Raw genomic sequence first — 17834 nt, 5'->3', positions numbered from 1 at the left:
TTTTTTATAAGGTTGTTCGTATTTGATTGATGATTGATTGTTTATATGTTGTGCCGCTGGTTATCCTACAATGACATCCACATTGCGGCTGTTATTTTTTTCTGACAGGATCATGCCGTCTTTCATAAAAATAGTGCGTTGCGAAAAGGAAGCGTCATAATCCGAGTGAGTCACCATAAGGATGGTTGCTCCATTGGCATGCAGGTCGGTGAGCAGTTCCATCACTTCGTTTCCATTTTTACTATCCAGATTCCCGGTAGGCTCATCGGCAAGAATAATTTTAGGATCGTTGATCAGGGCTCTTGCTACCGCTACCCTTTGTTGCTGCCCTCCGGAAAGTTGTTGCGGAAAATGCTTCAATCGGTGCGAAATGGCAAGGCGTTCTGCAATAGCTTCCACTTTTGGGCGGCGTTCTGAAGCAGGCACATTGTTATAAATTAGGGGCAGTTCGATATTATCATATACCGATAGTTCATCGATCAGATTAAAATTCTGAAAAATAAATCCTACATTCTGCTTGCGGATTTTAGATTTCTCCTGCTCTTTTAATCCAATGATTTCATGTCCCAGCAATTGGTAGCTACCCGATGTAGCACTGTCAAGTAATCCGATAATATTAAGCAGTGTTGATTTTCCACAGCCGGAAGCCCCCATGATCGTTACAAATTCCCCTTCGGTTACCTGCAGCACAATTTCATTCAGCGCTTTGGTTTCCAATTCATCGGTTCTGAAAATTTTTGATAGTTTTTGAATGTTGATCATAACTGTTATTTTTTGAGTTGATAGATTTCTTTATAATTGGTCCTTATGAATAAGGTATTTTATTTTTCAATATTTAATTCTTGTACTTCCTTATAATCGGCATACGAAGAGGTCACTACTTTCTCTCCTGCTTTAAGCCCGCCCAGAATTTCATAATACAATGGATTCTCCCGCCCCGTCTTGATTGCCCGTCGTACGGCTTTGTCTCCATCGACTACGAAAATCCATCTCCCTGCGGTCTCCTGGTAAAAACTTCCTTTCGACAGTACCAGTGTTTTTACTTTTCCGGACAGTGTCAGCCGTACACCAAAACTCAGTCCCTGACGTAAGTCGGTTTCATCAGCTCCGTTAAAATTGAGTTCCACCAGGAACTTTCCATTTTTTACTTCCGGAATCACCTTTGCCACCGTTACGGTCAGCGTTTTGTTTTTATAGTCAATGCTTCCCTTTTGCCCTTCGGCTATTTTTTCCAGGTAAAACTCATCCACATCAGCAATCAGTTTATACCCTTTCATCACATCGATTTTTCCAATGGTCTCGCCAGCAATATAATTCTTTCCCAATACAGGTTCAAACGAGGACAGCCTTCCCGATACCGGTGCCGTTACCAGGAAATTCTTTTTATTCTTCCGCAGTATTTCAAGGCTTTTATACATAATTCCCTGCGACTGGCTCATTTGGGAAATCTGCAGCTGATTGGCCTGTTTTTCTTTGCGGATGCTTTGCTCAATAATATTTTTACGCTCTTTCTGGAACCTGAAATTTTCTGCCGTTTTATCCCATTCATTCTTCGCGAGAATTTCCTGTTTGAAAAGTTTCTGGTTCAGGTCATATAATGTTTTCGCATCCTGGTAATCGTGTTCTATTGCCACAAGGTCTTTCGCAAGGTTCAGTTCCTGGTTACGGAGATCCAGTTTCCCTTTATTCAGGTTATTGATCTGTTCGATAATAGAAGTTTCCTGAGTCATATACCCTAATTCCGTATTGGGATTGTATAATTTCACCAACGGTTGCCCCTGGGTAACATGATCGCCATTTTCTACAAATATCTCCTGTACAGATCCCCCTTCAATAACATTCAGCAACATCGAATTCAACGGTTCTACTTTCGCCTGGAATACCAAAAAATCTTCAAAATAATCATCTTCCACCGTTTTTATCACGACTTCACCACGATGAACCACCAGGCTTCTTTTTTTAGTGACGGCGGAATATACGGCATAACCCGCAAATAAAAAGAGCGGTAATGCCAAGATCCAATATTTATTTTTTCTATTTTTACGAGCGACAACGGTATCCATATCAATTTGATTTACAATGTAGTAAAGGAATATTGTGCCAGTATTTTAAAAATCACAACACCCTTATTTTCAGTACCTTTTAAAAAACATACTCTGCTAAAAGTGTCCGATAATGAACACCTTTTGTACGAAACCGAACAACGATGAAAAAAACACAGGCTCATATTTTAGTAATCGATGACCAGGAAGACATATTATTTGCTTCTAAAATGGTGCTCAAAAAACATTTTGAAACCATCTCTACTTTAAATAATCCCAAAAATGCCATCCGGTTGCTCTCCGAACAGCCTGTTGATGTGGTATTATTAGATATGAATTACAGGATCGGATTTGAAGATGGCCGTGAAGGCATTTACCTTTTAAAAGAAATAAAAACCTTTTCACCACAGACTGTCGTGATCCTCATGACGGCTTTTGGCAAAGTAGAAACGGCTGTAGAAGGCCTGAAATCCGGCGCTTTCGATTACATCCTAAAGCCCTGGGACAACGAAAAGTTAGTCGAGATTGTCAAAACCGCAGTAGAGGAAAGCCGTAAGAAAAAAGCCAAAGCTAAAAAAGTCCCTGTTGCCGAATCCTATTTCACAGGCAGTTCTCCCACCATCCAAAAAGCCTATAACCTGGCTGAAAAGGTCGCGCGAACAGATGCTAATGTATTGGTGTTGGGCGAAAACGGAACGGGGAAATACGTCCTGGCACACCACATCCACCAACATTCTGCACGACAGTCCCAGCCTTTTATCCATGTGGATTTAGGGTCGTTGAATGATAATATTTTTGAAAGTGAATTGTTCGGTTATGCCAAAGGTGCTTTTACCGATGCCAAAATCGATACTCCCGGCCGGTTTGAGCTGGCACAAAACGGGACGATCTTCCTGGATGAAATCGGCAATGTACCGCTGCACCTGCAATCCAAATTGCTGCAGGTATTACAGAATAAATCGGTCACCCGGCTTGGAGAAGCGAAAGCACGCCAACTGAATGTCCGTATCATTACCGCTACCAATATCAACCTGAAACAGGAAGTAGCCGACAAGCAGTTTCGGGAAGATTTATACTACCGGATCAATACTATGGAGATCCTCTTGCCACCCTTACGCCAAAGACCGGAAGACCTCATCCCACTGGCTGGATTTTTACTCGCTAAGATGATGGCGAAATACGACCGGAATACCATTTCCTATGACAAGCACGCACTGGAACAATTGGAAAAACATCCCTGGCAGGGGAATATCCGGGAAATGGAAAACCGTATTGAACGCGCTGTGATTTTATGCGACAACGATACGATTTCTGCGAGCGACCTTGACCTTACAATAACGACTGCAGCACCAGCACTACAGGACTCCCAATTATCAGGGCTGGAAAAAAACACCATTGAAAAAGTATTGGCCAAACACCAGCACAATATCAGTAAATCGGCAGATGAGCTTGGATTGTCACGGGCATCGCTCTACCGCCGGATCGAAAAATTCGGTATTCGTTCTCCTGAAGATGATGGGCATTAATGAGCCTTACAGTACATTTCAATCGTTATTCCTTTTGATTCTTTAGCTCCCAATCCTATGATCCCAAAACACTATTTTTCGCTTATTATCCATTTGATCGTACTGGTCCTGAGTATTACACTAACCCTGGTGCTATTCCATAAAGATTATGTGTATTCCGGTGTATTTTGTATTGTTCTTGTGGTATTGCAACTGTATTTTGTTTTCACCGCAATCAACGATACGGTATCGGTATATGATAAGACCATCAGCGCCATACTCAACAATGACTATTCTGCCGACTACACCAAACACAAGGACAATCAGCAATATCAAATGTTATTCCGGCTGTACACCACCCTCAAAACCAAGCGCAACGAGCAGGCTTCGGAAAGCTTAGTATACAATACCCTCCTGAATACTATTGAAACCGGGGTATTAATCCTGAAAAAATCGGGGGATGACTGGATCATTTTTCTAATGAATGACTATTTCTCTAATCATTTTATGGTACCTAAAGTATCACGGTGGACCTACCTTAAAAAACAACTTCCCACCCTGTGCAGCGTTGTTGAAGAACGGGATTTCCGGGATATCAAAACATCTTTACAAATCCGGATTGACCAGCAGGATGTCCAGACATTTGTCCTGCAAACCTCCCGTACGACCACCTTTGGGGAAGAATACTATATTATTTTGCTTGATTCCATCCAGAAAGTGGTAGAGAAAAAAGAGAAAGAAGCCTGGATTAACCTGATGAAAGTGATTTCGCACGAGCTTATGAATTCCATAACCCCTATCCGTTCCCTCACCCAAAACTTGAATGAACTGATGCAGCAGGAAAACCTTTCACAGGAAGACCTGGAAGATATTCGCGAAAGCGTGACCACCATACTACACCGCAGTGACCACCTACAGCACTTTGTAGACAGTTACCGCCAGCTCGCTATGCTGCCTTCGCCCCATAAAGAAAATACCGATATCCAGCAACTGATCGCCACCACGTTACAACTGATGCAGCCACTCCTTAAAAAAGAGCAGATCACCATCACGAATACTGTGGAGAAACGATGGTTACCAATGGATAAATTACAAATAGAGCAAGTCCTGATCAACCTCTTCACTAACAGCATCTATGCGCTGAAAGAGGCTCCGGAAAGAACTATTTCCATTACTTCCGTCGCCAAAAACAACCGGATATTCCTGACCATTTCTGATACCGGAAGCGGGATCGAAAAAGAAATTCAGGACAAAATATTCCTTCCCTTTTTTACAACCCGGAAAGATGGAGCCGGAATCGGACTCACCCTATCCAAAAATATTATTGAAGCTCACGGTGGCTACCTCAATTACCAGTCTGAAAGTAGCGGGACACACTTTGTGATCTGCTTTATTGAGTAACTTATGACATAGAAAAACAACCACTTCCAAAAGTTAGAATCTCATAGGTGTAGTGTACTATTTATTTTTTTGGACTGTAAGTCTCAATTGTATCAACTAATACTGCACCACATGGAATTTGGTTACAATCGGCTAATCTCAGTGTCTCTATTTCATTTTAAGATTAAAAGTTTCTTGTTTATTTCTATTGTTTTTTAAAACAAAATTGCTATCATTTTTTCTAATAATTTGATAGTAAATTGTATCTGAGAAATCTTTCATCATTAAAAATTCTCCTACTTTCTTTTGATCTTTTTTATGCTTGTATATAGAATCTATTATTAGATACTCATAAATATCATCAGATGTAAACTCCATATTTTTGAAGAAAGCTATTTTATTTCCTCTTATGCTAATACCAGACAATGTATCTTCACTACTTATCCATTCTCCTTTTTGTATTATTTTTTGTTTGTTTAATTTTGAGTATTTAATTACGGAGTCACCTTTTAGAATGAAATTTCCAAATACCCAAAAAAGGATAAATAGTAGAAATAGACTCATCGTTACTACAATTAATTGTTTTTTCAAGAATATTGATTATTACTTTAAGTTAAAAATTTATTTATTGTTTTTAGATCATTTATTGATTACCTCTTTTCTTTTACATAGTAAGGGATATCAAAATAAATTTTCCTGGTAATAAAATCTAATGTATCAGAATGTCTCACATCCTGTCGTTCCAGCAAATATCCCCTCAAAGTGTTTATTCCTCTACTGTCAGATTAAACCAAATATCACATCGTATTTTGCTTTTTCATACTTCGGTGCATTTTTAAATTCGCGAAATATATTATTAATCGTATCCCACGATATTTCATATTCATTAGAAAAGTCAGGTTTGAGAGACTCACCTTTCTTAGGCAAACATACCAGTAGCTCCCTTCCAATACTCTTTGTTTTAGTAAAAAATGAGTCCTACTGGGCTGATTATAAATAACCGTATCTCGAAAATGTAGTAAGCGATAAAAATTTCCTCCTGCAATTGTATCCCCTTCTCTATTTAACTTCCAAGTTTGATTGTTATAAGATTGGTTATTGATATCAAAATATTCAATAATTTCTGACTTATAATTTTCAGGACTATATAAATTCCATTTCCCTATCCTAAAATTATCTTTCAAAAGTTTTCCTTCTCTCTTTAATCGTCCATTCTCAAAAAAGTCCTTCTGATAAAATGGGGTATTATTTTTCCAATATTTTATTGTTTTCACTACTTTTTTAGGAGTATTATAATAATGAATCGATGAGTCTTGCTTCATGCCTTTTTCATAGACATAGATTGTTTTAGGATTACCATTTTCATAAAATTCTTTGTATTTCCCAACTTTGAGTGTCTTGTCAATGTAGTATTCATTTTTTATCTGTCCATTGGAATAATAATCAATTATTTTCTCCTGATTAATACAAGAAAATAACAAGCAAATCATTGATAGGAATAGTATATTTTTTTTAGTCATCATATTATTGGAAATTATTTTTTATAGGTTGGAATAACTTCTATTGGATCTAATCCATTCCTTTCATTAAATTAACATTCATAATTTGATAATTTTTCATTATATCCAATCTAATCCTTTACATACACTTCTTTTTCAAAGTATTTATATCCGTCTTTAAATTCTAACTCATAAAAATTTTTACCTACTTTTTTCTCATATAATTCCCTGTCCAATATTGTCCCTTTTACATTCAACAAACCGGGCTTATAAGCATAAATCCCGAATCGATTCTTTTCATTACTTTCAATAAAAAAAGTATCCTTTTTTATTATTCCACCTTCATATTCATTGTCGATAATCACATATAAATGTCTTTCAGGATTTTCATTTGGGATAGAATAATATTTTATGCTTCCTGCATTTTTACCTATTTGTAATGTGTCTGGAAGATTTAGAGTAAAAAAAAGAACTTTCATTTTCCTTTAGGGTACCATTTTTAGTATAAACTTTTAGCTGATTTAGATATTGTTTCCCATTATTATTAAGGTATTCATATGCTGCTACTAAAGTTCCATCGTAGCGATATTCCTTCCACCAACCGACTTTTATAGTATCAATGAGATTTCCCACAGTTTTGAATTTACCGTTTTTAAAATAACTTATTGCTTTTATTGTATCGTTTTGCCTTACTTCAGAACTGTATCGTAATTTCCCATCATCATAAAAATGTAAAGTTTTTATTGGTTTTCCATTTTTAAATGTAGTTGTATAACTTAAAATACCATGCTCATTATAGTATTTACTCTCCGTTTCCTTTTTTCCTTTTTTATTCAGATATTCTATACTTTTTAAAGTACCATTTTGATGATACGTTTTCACTTCTTTTAATAAACTGTCTTCACATGACGTAAAAAAAAGAAATAGCAATACAACCATTTTAATTAGTAAACCAGTTTTCATACTATTTGTCTTTCTCATAAATCCCTGTCTAATATTGTCCATTTACTTTCAGTGAACCAGCTTTATAAGCATGTATCTAAAATCCATTTAGCCCACAAAATATTATTAGGTTTTTATCCCTTTTACATAAATTTCTTTTTCAAAATATACTCTTCTTTCCCCTCTTCTTACATCGTTTTTGTTTATGGGTTCATCTGTGAAATATTCCAACATATAACCTCGTATTATTTTTTTTCCAGGTGTATCAAACCATCTTCCAAATACAACAACATAATTAAAATTTGCATTTGGAAAATTAATTCTATTTTGTTTATCTCTGTTCAAATTATAAAAAGTATCTGTTTTTACTCGCTTTTCATTCGAAAAATTTTTGGCAAAATTGTTTTTTTCTTCGCCTAATATCACTATAATTTGAGAATTTTTTTCTCTCATTAATGGGCTATTACAAATAATTGAAGCCGCAAATGGTTCATTAATTTTTAAAGTATCTTTGGAATAAAAACTAATCTCAATCATACTTGAATTTCGAGAATTGAGAGTATCGTTTGCAAATTCTTTCTGTTCATATCGATTAAATCTCCCTGCATACCATAAGGTATCCCCATTCTTACTAAAATACCATTGTCTATTTAGCAAGTAATCATCTTTTATAATAAAATATTCTCTTTTTTCACTTAAATATCCCTCTCGCGTATACCTATCCCATATCCCAAATTTTCTGTTTTTATAATCTTGATTTCCTGTTTTATATACTTGCCCATTCTTATAATAATAGCTTATACTATCATAGTCCAGTTTCTTAAAATATATTATATACGGTAAATCTCCTAAAGTATCATAATAAATAGTATGTTTTTCTAATTCGCCTTTTTTATTATATTCTTTAAGACTCATTAAATTGTTTGAAGGATAGTATTCTTTTTCACTGTAATCAGTATTATTACATGAATAAAGTATAAAGAGTAAAATGATAGTTATTGTATTTTTCATTAATCTTATTTTTTTGGCCTATTTATAATAACTTTTCCTCCTTGTTTTGTCTGTTCTATAGAATCAGATATAGCTTGTGATTCAGTAACTGGTATAACTGTTCTTGAAGTGGCTCCACTTGCATATTCTATAAAAACGTTATTTTCTTTTCTTTCATTAATTGCGTCGTCAACAATTGGAATAATAGCATTTGTTCTATTAACAGTAGCATCCATATCTCGTGCAAATCCAAATAATTGTTCCCAAAATTTCAACCAGTTTCCTGGTCTACCGTTTGCATTTCCATTAGAAAGAGTTGGTATGTCTGATGATTTAATGGATTCAGATGTAGTTCCTTTCAAACCCGTTGTATCACCATCTCTCTGATCTCCCCATACAGTAAACCAACCAAAACCATCTCCCTGTCCCTGTCCACTTTTCCCTGTAACACTTACCTCATCCAATTGTTGAACTTCAGTAGCAACATTAAAATCGGTACCATTAGTCCCTTCCCAAGTCTTACTTTCAGCATTAAAAGCCCAACTTCCATCACTATCTACCCACGTTTCCCCATCTGCAATATCAGAAATACTATAGCCATAGTTTTCAGCATCCAATTCTGTTGGAGGCATCGCCATCATCCCATCTGGATCAATATAACGCAAAGGATTATTAAGCGCATAAGTATAAGGACTAAAACGTCTTGATACCTCAGCGAGCGGATCCATATTCATCCATCTTCCAATAGCAGGATCGTAGTTTCTCGCGCCATGATCGTACATATTCAGTCCCAACTCCTCCTGTAATTCTTTACCATTATACTTATAATTATAAGTGTTGATAGGAACATACGAATTGTAATTGGTATGTTTTAATCCAAACGGATAATAATTATTTTCGTCTATAATTTTAGTGAGGCCATCTACAGGATCTTTAGCATAGGAAACCCTGACATTACCCAAATGATCGGTATAATTGTAAACATAATTATACGTCCCTGTGGTACAATTCACATACCCTTCAGCCGTTGGGAAAAATTGCAATACCGCATCCTTATATTGGAATCCATCTGAGTAATCCGTTGTGGCTATGGTTGCGCCCTCTGTGACCTTCTTTTGTAATTTGGTACCCACCGCATCATAAAGGTATTCAATTTTTTGACTTTCACTACCGAAAACTATTTTCACGGGAAGGTTCAGATGATTGTAGGTAACTGCCGTAATGCCTTTATTATTATCCATAGTCATATTGCCATTGGCGTCATACATATAATCGTCCGTATCGGTTGGACTGTCTTTAAAACCCTGAGGGCTATTGGTACTATCCTTTATTTTCATCAATCTGTTCGGGCTATTGGGATCATACGTATAATGCAATTCATCTATTGTCCGCAGCGGCGCACTATCCTGCCCTCCATAACGAATCAAAATAAAGATGTTTCCATTTTTATCGTAGTCCACCCCTTCTGTATAGGAATTAGTAACGGGATTCGCCTCATTAGGGCGCTGGTAATAGGATTGTATAAAACGATTTAGCCCATCATACACATAACCGTATTTTCTCCAGATTCCATCCGATCTGGTCCTCCAAAATGTCTCCGAGATATTGCCGTTATACAAGGGCACCACCCCACCGTATACATTACCGACGGTATTGTAATTGATTTTAAAAAAGAAAAGGTCAAAAGGAGCATACGTCCTTGTTTCTGCAGGATTAATAGTAGTCAGCCATCCTCTGGAATTATACTCATAATCTACATTTTGTAAAGGATTCCCTGTAATGCCTCCTACTCTTTTCCGGGTCAGCTCTCCTCTTTCATTATAGGTATTCTCGGCCAATACCTCTTCTGCCTGGGCATTCACCTGATGCTTATGGCGTAGTAATCGATTTTGGTTGGTATATTCAAAAGTTTCAGTTGTAATAACTGCAGCTGTGGTGCCCTGATTGTTATGTGTTGTACTACTTTTTAAAACTTTGCCGACAAAATCATATTGCTGCTCCACTCGGGTAAAACCGCCCTGGTAATTGGTAGTATGGCTTTGTACTACCCGGGCTTTGAGATCATACAACATATAGGCAGTTGCCCCGGCACTATCAGTTGCTGCCTGAATAGTACGGGTCCAGTTACCAGTAGGCAGCCCTTTGGGTTTTAGGGTACTGTTGTTATAATATACGGCCGCTGTTGCTGTGGCGGTAAAATCGGTAGGGGCGTTGGGAAAATTATAATCATCATAATAATCTACCCGAAGCAGTTTAAAACCTGCCGGAAGATTCCGGTTTTCATAATCTACGGTTATATTATCAATCGTATAAGGTCCACGAATTGCTGAATTGACCTGTCCCAATATACCCTGTTGAAGATTATTACGGCTAACGCCCGTCACATCTCCCGGAAACCACCCACTATAAGCCGGTCGGTTAAAAGCATCGTAATAATTGACCATCCAGCCAACTGTCCCATCACCAAATGGCGAATAGGCAGGACCTGTGGCTACTACACGATTCAATTTATCATAAACAATATACTCCCATTGTTTCGCTGGTAGTTTTTTCTCTGCCAAACGGTTACGGCTATCGTATTTGTACTGGTAGCACACCTCGTCTAAAACAGTTGGACTAATGATTCCATCAGCCATCGGTGGCATCACATAGGTAAGATTGCCATATTGATCAAATACATAATACGTATCATGCGGTACCGCGTTATTATATCCTCTTTTCAGTACTACACGGCCTTCCTTGTCTTTAAATTCTTCCGTTGGGGTGTCATTTTCATCCCGGGTTATCGTTTTATACAATTGCCCGGGGTCATAATTTGAAGTCCCTGCTGCTGTTAACGCGATGTTATACAGGCTGCCGTCCCAGGTTGCCGAGGCTTTAAAATAGCGTACGGCATCTGCAGCGGAATTCGCGTGATACTCTGTTTTTATTTCATGATTGCTGCCCATCACCCAATCATTCCCGGGAGCGGCTTGCCGGAGTATCCTATTCAATGGAGAAGCTTCATAAAGCGTTTCACTATAAGGATTAGTAGTCGTTTCGAAATAGGGTTGCGCCGCTCCAACAGGTGTGTTGTAATAGGTTTCCAGTGCCGTTATTGCATTCCCATCATAAGCAAGTGAAGCGCTTTCTGTGGGATAGGACAGGTATTGTTTTACCTGGCGCCCGAAGGCATCATACGCAATCGGTGTGACCAAATCCTTGCCACTGCCGGACTGCCGGTGGGCACGTTGCTGCATCGGGCGGCCCAATCCATCAAAATAAGTAATCTGGATATCGGCCTCATCGGGTTCAGGAATACCAGTATACACCTGTGTCACCGGTTTTTTATATGTGGTCGTTTTTACATAATTCTGATCCGCACTCTGTCCTAAGGCAAGCAGTGGAAATAATACGACAAGCAAGTAGTGTTTCTTCATCCGCGATTGGTTTTATGTTGGTATTCATTATACAAAAGACAGCCTTAGTATAGCCTGCTACTGCCAGGACTATAAAAGCATAGATTGAGCGTATTAGTCGTCATGTGACAAATAATAATAATCTGCCTGAAAAAAACAAAGGCATTCCATTAGGCATCGGAATGCTTTATACGCAATTTGATTTTTATCGGGGAATTTGTACGAAGAGGGGTTTTACAAATTTAACTTTATAAAAGTAAAAATATGAAAAACATCGGATAATCATATATATTATCACAACTATTTCATCTTGTGGATGTAGAGGGAGTAGTCGTTAGATTGTGTAAACGTAGAAATTGATTTTAATTTGATTTGAGATTTTAAGGCTTAGCCAAAAAACAACAGATCATTAAGTATAGAATTTAAAAGAACTACATTTAAATAATTTAAAAAGAGCGGATTATGATCGAAGATGGTAAATTACCCAAAGATTTTGCAAAGCAATTTAAAAACAAAGAAGACTTCCATACTTTTTTTCAAGACCTGTATAAACAAGGCATTGAACAGCTACTCCAGGGAGAATTGGATGCTCATCTGGGATATGAGAAGCATAATATTGACGGATACAATACAGGCAATAGCCGTAATGGTTCTTTCTCAAAGAATATAAAATCAGAGACTTTGGGCAATATGGTCCTGGCTATTCCCCGGGATAGAAATGGTGAATTCGAGCCTCAGGTCATCGGAAAAGGCCAATCGATGAGTGAAAAGATTGAAGATGCTATTTTAGGAATGTACAGTCGTGGAATGACCCGTAGTGATATTGTAGAACAAGTTAAAGAAGTTTATGGGATATCAGTAAGTGAGTCCACGATTTCGACCATCTCTGATAGAATACTGGCTGATGTTGATTTATGGACTAAAAGGGCTTTAGAACCACAGTATCTGATTGTTTGGATGGATGCTGTGCATATGAAAGTAAGAACAGATGGGAAATATGAAAACCATGCAATTTACATTGTAATCGGACTAAAAACAGATGGTAAGAAAGAAGTATTAGGAATGTGGCTAAATAAAGAAGAGTCGGCTTCATTTTGGATGACTGTACTCTCTGACATAAAATCTCGTGGAGTAAAGGATATTCTCATTGCCTGTACAGATAACCTTACCGGATTTACAAAAGCTATCAGAGGTGTTTTTCCAAATACAGAATCCCAGCTTTGCATTGTTCATCAAATAAGGAATAGCCTTAAGTTTGTAGTAGTTAAGGATAGAAAAGCATTTTGCAGTGCAATGAAAGAAGTATATACTGCAATAAATCAGGAAGAAGCCGTTTTAGCTCTGGCTGAATTTAAAAAAAACTGGGAAGCAAAATATAAATATGCCGTTTGCTCCTGGGAAAAGAATTGGGAAAATCTCATGCCTTTTTTGGCCTATCCTGCTGAAATCAGGAAAATAATGTACACCACAAATACAATAGAAAACTTAAACAGGGGAATTAGAAAATATACCAAAACAAAAGTGCAGTTCCCAGATGAAAAAAGCGTCAAGAAATCAGTCTATTTAGCAATACAAAATTGTGAAAAAAGCTGGATAAATGCAATACCAAGCTGGGGATTAATCATGAATCAGTTCTTGGTCATATTTGGAGAAAGGTGTAATATTAAACACTAAGAACTGTTTACACAAAATTTCGACCAGTCTCTCCAACCAGAAAATTACCACGCCTTCTACGCCTCTTGTCACGCACTCTTTGCTTCTTGCCACACCTTCTACGCCTCTTGTCACGCACTCTTTGCTTCTGGTCACGCCTTCTACGCCTCTTGCCACGCACTCTTTGCTTCTGGTCACACCTTCTACACCTCTTGTCACGCACTCTTTACTTCTGGTCACGCCTTCTATGCCTCTTGCCACGCACTCTTTGCTTCTGGTCACGCCTTCTACGCCTCTTGTCACGCACTCTTTGCTTCTTGTCACTGGACTAAAAGGTGAAATGCAATTTGTATATGCAGCTTCCGGAAATTCGGAGCCATTTGTCGCATTGCCTAAGCTTCTGGTCACGCTATTATAAGACAAAAAAAAAACGACCTCCTTACCAGGAAATCGTTTGTATAATTAAAGAGCATAAAGCGAAGGCTTACACCATAGTATTGGGGTCCCAGAATACGGTATCAAAATTAACGATCTGGTGATCGACCACTTTGACACCTTCACTTTCCAGTAATTGTTGCATGAGATTCGTGCCTTCAAAATGGTGTTTTCCCGTTAGTAGCCCTTTACGGTTTACGACACGGTGCGCAGGAATATCATCCCTGCCATGACAGGCGTTCATCGCCCACCCCACCATTCGGGCAGAACGCGCAGCACCCAGTACTTTGGCAATAGCACCATAGGAAGTTACCCTGCCGTAAGGAATCTGCTTTGCAATGCTGTACACCCGCTCAAAGAAATTGTCGTTAGTATCCATTCGCTATTATTACAGGTTTCGCAATACTTTAATCAGGGTCAGTATGGAGATCAGTCCGGTTACCGAACCGATAAAATAATTTATATTTTTCATGAAGAAGTCAGCCTTACCCTGGATCCTGTGAAAGAAAAAGATATAAAGGTAAAAAACGGTATAGGAACCGCATACTACCCCCAATACAAACAGGAGTAAAAATAGCCTTTCAAACAGGAAGATCCCGTAGGTGGAAAGCGTGATGCTCACAAAGACATAATAGGGGATCGGGAAAAAATTCAGTGCCGAAAGTAACATCCCAAAAAAGAAACGCCCGGTCTTGCTTTTGTTTTTCAACTCTTTATCCTTCACCTTTGGTTTTTTGGCAAAAAAGAGAAAGTAAAGTGTCAGCGCCACAAAAATACCAAGCCCAACTTCCTGCAACAATGCAATCACATGTGGGCGTTCGTTGATGAATTTTGAAAATCCAACGGCAATGTAGGTTTGTAAAAAAACAACCACAGTAGCACCAAAAGCAAAATTCTTAGCCTTGGTACGCCCTTCCCGCAAACTGATTTTCGCTGCTGTCATATTAATCAGGCCGGGAAGCATGGTCCCGACAAACGATATAATAAAACCCAAAAGTAGCGGCAAAAGTATAATCATTCCTATTCTGCTATAAAGATCGCAGTCTGCTAACAGTACTGTTATACCTTAATTATTTAATTTTAAATCTAATATAAGTAATTGCTTTATTAATCAGGAGATATTGTTTCTCATAAAAAGTCTGGATGGCCGTTACAATCTCCGGGCTTCCTTCATTGGTATACACATTATGGTTGGCATACAGCACTTCGTGTCCTTCCCCATGTAGTAATCCCAAGGTATACCCATGCATGAATTCACTATCGGTTTTCAGGTTGACTACCCCATCCGGCTTCAGTATTTTTTTATACATCTGCAGGAATTCGGAGTTCGTAAGGCGGTGTTTGGTTCTTTTGTACTTGATTTGTGGGTCTGGAAAAGTAATCCAGATCTCGTCCACTTCGTTTTCTGCAAAAAGATGGTTGATCAGCTCAATCTGTGCTCTTAGGAAAGCTACGTTATGCAGGCCATCTTCCACTGCCGTTTTAGCACCACGCCAGAACCGTGCCCCTTTGGTATCGATCCCGACAAAGTTCATGTTCGGATAACGTTCTGCCAGCCCGACAGAGTATTCTCCTTTTCCACAGCCCAATTCCAGCACTAATGGATTTTCATTTTTGAAAAAATCACTGTTCCATTTTCCTTTTAAAGGAAAGGTATCACCGATTACTTCTTCTCTGGACGGTTGGAAAACATTTCCGAAAGTTTCGTTTTCCCTGAATCTTTTTAACTTATTTTTACTTCCCACGACTAAACTTAAAATTTTCGTAAAATTAAGGAAATATAACTAAACGGGAATACAATTATCTTTCAGGTTTAAACATATTCACCAAAAAAAGCCCTTCTATTGAACACATTCAGCAAAAATATTCTGGTTGCTCCCTTAAATTGGGGACTTGGACATGCGACACGTTGCATCCCAATCATTAAAGCGCTTGAAAATTCCGGTTATACGCCTGTCCTGGCTTCTGATGGTGTGGCCCTCGAAATGCTGAAAAAGGAATTTCCGCACCTGCAGGCATTGGAGCTCCCTTCTTATCATATCGAATATGCCAAAAAAGGAGCTTTTTTCAAATGGAAACTTTTCTGGAACAGCCCCAGGATGCTGAAAGCCATTCGCAATGAGCGTCGACAGGTAAAAAAATGGGCGGAGGAATACCAGTTCATCGGTATTATTTCCGACAACCGCCTGGGGGTAAACAGCAAGAAAATCCCTTCTGTCATTATTACCCACCAACTGAATGTACTCACAGGGAATACAACCTGGCTCACGAGCATGCTCCACCAGAATATCATCCGGAAATTTGACGAATGCTGGGTCCCCGATGTTGCGGACCGCCCGAACCTGACCGGCAAACTCGGACACCTGGAAAGCCCGGACCTCCGCATTAAATATATTGGCCCACTCAGCCGACTGCACAAGAAGAACCTCCCGGTACAGTATGAACTGATGGTCATTTTATCCGGCCCGGAACCACAACGGGGGCTGCTGGAAGAAAAACTGAAAGTGCAGCTGGCGGACTACCCGCAAAAAACGGTATTTATCAAAGGAAAAGTAGAAGCGGAACAAACCCGGGAAGAATCCGGTAATGTGACCTATTATAATTTTATGAATTCCACCCAACTCGAGCAGACGTTTAATGAAAGTGCGACGGTATTGTGCCGCTCTGGATATACTACCATTATGGACCTGGCACAATTGGGCAAAAAAGCCTTCTTTATCCCGACACCGGGGCAATACGAACAGGAATATCTGGCACGGAAACTCAAAAAAGAAGGATTGGTTCCCTATGCCAGCCAGGATGATTTCACCCTGAGCCAACTGGCCACTGTAACGGACTATAAAGGATTAAAATGTTTTGGTACTGAGATTACCTGGAGTGCTTTATTTGGCCTTTTCGAGCGTGAACGAAAATTCTGAGCCTACATTCACCTTACTCTCTACGTAGATTTTCTCATCATGGGCCTCGATAATGTGTTTGACGATCGCCAAGCCAAGGCCTGAGCCCCCTTCACTACGGGCACCACTTTTATCAACACGGTAGAAACGTTCAAAAAGACGGGGGATGTGTTGCTTTTCAATCCCCTCACCATTGTCCATCACGCGGACAATGACTTTATTATTGACAAGGTCCTCGATACTCACTTCTGTAGTACCGTCTTCTTTTCCGTATTTGATGGAGTTCACCATCAGGTTCATGACCACCTGCTGTATTTTTTCCCGATCACCAAATACTTCAATGGCCTTGATGTATTTCATATCGAACATGAGCATGATATTCTTTTCGGAAGCTTTCATTTCCAAAAGGTCAAATACATTCTGCACGACCTCAACAATATCAAATTTTGTAGTCATCAGGTTGAGGTCCCCAACTTCCAGTTTGGTAATCATATCCAAATCCTGCACAATATAGATCAGGCGTTCCACCCCTTTCTCAGCGCGTTGCAGGTATTTTTTACGAATGGTTTTATCGTTCATGGCCCCGTCTAATAATGTGAGCAGGTAGCCCTGAACTGTAAAAAGAGGGGTTTTGAGTTCGTGGGATACATTCCCAAGAAATTCGCGACGGTATTCTTCGCGGATTTTAAGCGTTTCAATTTCGAGTTTTTTATCGGTGGCAAATTTCTTTACCTGCCGCGTTAGTGTAGCCATATCGGTAGTGATCGGCTGTTTCCGGAATGAACTGGATTCCAGCAGCGATACATCATCGTATATTTTCTTTACCCTGCGGTAAATGAACCGCTCCACGCGATATTGCAATACAAAAAAAGAGAAAATGGCCACACAGAAGGCGAAGATCATACAGAACCGTATGAGCTCCTGATTTCCGGCTTTGAAGAAGATTGAAATCAGTAAGCCTACAAATGCGGTGGAAAACAGCGTAACATAAAGTGCTGATTTCACTGCGAATCTGTAGGTTTTCTTAAAAGTAATAGACATTATATGATGCTTAAAAGTTTAGTGCCGCGTGGTTAAAGTTACTAAAAATATA

The 17834-nt window shown here is 38.8% G+C and carries 16 protein-coding genes; 4 read left to right on the top strand and 12 right to left on the bottom strand.

Annotated features, from left to right (window positions below; genetic code table 11):
• Window positions 1-60: 60 nt before the first annotated feature.
• Both FK004_RS06855 and FK004_RS06850 read right to left on the bottom strand, forming a co-directional pair.
• Entirely contained in the window at window positions 61-762 is a 702-nt protein-coding gene (locus FK004_RS06855; protein ID WP_108736599.1) for an ABC transporter ATP-binding protein, read from the bottom strand.
• 59 nt (window positions 763-821) lie between these two features.
• Complete coding sequence (locus FK004_RS06850) at window positions 822-2063, bottom strand: efflux RND transporter periplasmic adaptor subunit (RefSeq protein ID WP_108736598.1); 1242 nt, start codon at window positions 2061-2063, stop codon at window positions 822-824.
• Between the two features lie 143 nt (window positions 2064-2206).
• Between FK004_RS06850 and FK004_RS06845 the strand changes: the two genes are divergently transcribed.
• Both FK004_RS06845 and FK004_RS06840 read left to right on the top strand, forming a co-directional pair.
• Window positions 2207-3568 (top strand): sigma-54-dependent transcriptional regulator, encoded by a 1362-nt coding sequence (locus FK004_RS06845; protein ID WP_108736597.1) that lies wholly within the window; start codon window positions 2207-2209, stop codon window positions 3566-3568.
• A gap of 57 nt (window positions 3569-3625) precedes the next feature.
• On the top strand, window positions 3626-4948 hold the full coding sequence (locus FK004_RS06840; RefSeq protein WP_108736596.1) for a sensor histidine kinase: 1323 nt from the start codon (window positions 3626-3628) through the stop codon (window positions 4946-4948).
• Between the two features lie 147 nt (window positions 4949-5095).
• Here FK004_RS06840 and FK004_RS06835 read toward each other — a convergent pair whose 3' ends face one another.
• From FK004_RS06835 to FK004_RS06810, 6 genes are all read right to left on the bottom strand, one after another.
• The gene (locus tag FK004_RS06835) at window positions 5096-5518 is read right to left on the bottom strand and encodes a hypothetical protein (protein WP_157956049.1); all 423 of its coding nucleotides are present in this window, start codon (window positions 5516-5518) and stop codon (window positions 5096-5098) included.
• 206 nt (window positions 5519-5724) lie between these two features.
• Window positions 5725-6450, bottom strand: coding sequence for a toxin-antitoxin system YwqK family antitoxin (locus tag FK004_RS06830; protein ID WP_108736594.1), 726 nt, complete (start codon window positions 6448-6450; stop codon window positions 5725-5727).
• A gap of 107 nt (window positions 6451-6557) precedes the next feature.
• Window positions 6558-6905, bottom strand: coding sequence for a hypothetical protein (locus FK004_RS06825; protein ID WP_108736593.1), 348 nt, complete (start codon window positions 6903-6905; stop codon window positions 6558-6560).
• Window positions 6853-7407, bottom strand: a complete 555-nt coding sequence (locus FK004_RS06820; RefSeq protein ID WP_157956048.1) for a toxin-antitoxin system YwqK family antitoxin — start codon at window positions 7405-7407, stop codon at window positions 6853-6855. Before FK004_RS06820 ends, FK004_RS06825 begins: the two co-directional genes overlap by 53 nt.
• A gap of 87 nt (window positions 7408-7494) precedes the next feature.
• Complete coding sequence (locus tag FK004_RS06815) at window positions 7495-8379, bottom strand: hypothetical protein (protein ID WP_108736591.1); 885 nt, start codon at window positions 8377-8379, stop codon at window positions 7495-7497.
• Between the two features lie 5 nt (window positions 8380-8384).
• Window positions 8385-11777 carry a DUF6443 domain-containing protein gene (locus tag FK004_RS06810; RefSeq protein WP_108736590.1) on the bottom strand — a complete coding sequence of 1131 codons (3393 nt, stop codon included), beginning with the start codon at window positions 11775-11777 and terminating at the stop codon, window positions 8385-8387.
• 441 nt (window positions 11778-12218) lie between these two features.
• Between FK004_RS06810 and FK004_RS06805 the strand changes: the two genes are divergently transcribed.
• A complete protein-coding gene (locus FK004_RS06805; protein WP_108735429.1) occupies window positions 12219-13430 on the top strand; it encodes an IS256 family transposase in 1212 nt (403 codons plus the stop codon).
• Window positions 13431-13893: 463 nt separating this feature from the next.
• On the opposite strand, the gene FK004_RS06795 is transcribed toward FK004_RS06805, so the two are convergent.
• Genes FK004_RS06795 through trmB form a run of 3 tightly spaced genes read right to left on the bottom strand, consistent with a single transcriptional unit; the run spans window position 13894 to window position 15589 of the window.
• Window positions 13894-14223 carry an MGMT family protein gene (locus FK004_RS06795; protein WP_108736589.1) on the bottom strand — a complete coding sequence of 110 codons (330 nt, stop codon included), beginning with the start codon at window positions 14221-14223 and terminating at the stop codon, window positions 13894-13896.
• A gap of 9 nt (window positions 14224-14232) precedes the next feature.
• Complete coding sequence (locus FK004_RS06790; RefSeq protein ID WP_108736588.1) at window positions 14233-14862, bottom strand: LysE family transporter; 630 nt, start codon at window positions 14860-14862, stop codon at window positions 14233-14235.
• A 52-nt stretch (window positions 14863-14914) separates the two neighbouring features.
• Window positions 14915-15589, bottom strand: a complete 675-nt coding sequence (gene trmB, locus FK004_RS06785; RefSeq protein WP_108736587.1) for a tRNA (guanosine(46)-N7)-methyltransferase TrmB — start codon at window positions 15587-15589, stop codon at window positions 14915-14917.
• Window positions 15590-15688: 99 nt separating this feature from the next.
• On the opposite strand from trmB, the gene FK004_RS06780 reads away from it, so the two are divergent.
• On the top strand, window positions 15689-16762 hold the full coding sequence (locus tag FK004_RS06780) for a glycosyltransferase (RefSeq protein ID WP_108736586.1): 1074 nt from the start codon (window positions 15689-15691) through the stop codon (window positions 16760-16762).
• Here FK004_RS06780 and FK004_RS06775 read toward each other — a convergent pair.
• Window positions 16727-17782 (bottom strand): sensor histidine kinase, encoded by a 1056-nt coding sequence (locus FK004_RS06775; RefSeq protein WP_108736585.1) that lies wholly within the window; start codon window positions 17780-17782, stop codon window positions 16727-16729. The two genes, FK004_RS06780 and FK004_RS06775, sit on opposite strands and share 36 nt — an antisense overlap.
• Window positions 17783-17834 lie beyond the last annotated feature (52 nt).

Origin of the sequence: Flavobacterium kingsejongi, assembly GCF_003076475.1 — a bacterium.
GTDB classification, from domain to species: domain Bacteria; phylum Bacteroidota; class Bacteroidia; order Flavobacteriales; family Flavobacteriaceae; genus Flavobacterium; species Flavobacterium kingsejongi.
Note: the sequence above shows the minus strand (reverse complement) of the source record. Positions and strands in the feature narration are given on the sequence as shown.

Coding starts and splice junctions, on each gene's coding strand:
- FK004_RS06825 (WP_108736593.1), bottom strand. CDS start 6,905: ATGAAAGTTCTTTTTTTTACTCTAAATCTTCCAGACACATTACAAATA.
- FK004_RS06820 (WP_157956048.1), bottom strand. CDS start 7,407: ATGAGAAAGACAAATAGTATGAAAACTGGTTTACTAATTAAAATGGTT.
- FK004_RS06795 (WP_108736589.1), bottom strand. CDS start 14,223: ATGGATACTAACGACAATTTCTTTGAGCGGGTGTACAGCATTGCAAAG.
- FK004_RS06830 (WP_108736594.1), bottom strand. CDS start 6,450: ATGATGACTAAAAAAAATATACTATTCCTATCAATGATTTGCTTGTTA.
- FK004_RS06855 (WP_108736599.1), bottom strand. CDS start 762: ATGATCAACATTCAAAAACTATCAAAAATTTTCAGAACCGATGAATTG.
- FK004_RS06815 (WP_108736591.1), bottom strand. CDS start 8,379: ATGAAAAATACAATAACTATCATTTTACTCTTTATACTTTATTCATGT.
- FK004_RS06775 (WP_108736585.1), bottom strand. CDS start 17,782: ATGTCTATTACTTTTAAGAAAACCTACAGATTCGCAGTGAAATCAGCA.
- FK004_RS06810 (WP_108736590.1), bottom strand. CDS start 11,777: ATGAAGAAACACTACTTGCTTGTCGTATTATTTCCACTGCTTGCCTTA.
- FK004_RS06805 (WP_108735429.1), top strand. CDS start 12,219: ATGATCGAAGATGGTAAATTACCCAAAGATTTTGCAAAGCAATTTAAA.
- FK004_RS06840 (WP_108736596.1), top strand. CDS start 3,626: ATGATCCCAAAACACTATTTTTCGCTTATTATCCATTTGATCGTACTG.
- FK004_RS06845 (WP_108736597.1), top strand. CDS start 2,207: ATGAAAAAAACACAGGCTCATATTTTAGTAATCGATGACCAGGAAGAC.
- FK004_RS06850 (WP_108736598.1), bottom strand. CDS start 2,063: ATGGATACCGTTGTCGCTCGTAAAAATAGAAAAAATAAATATTGGATC.
- FK004_RS06790 (WP_108736588.1), bottom strand. CDS start 14,862: ATGATTATACTTTTGCCGCTACTTTTGGGTTTTATTATATCGTTTGTC.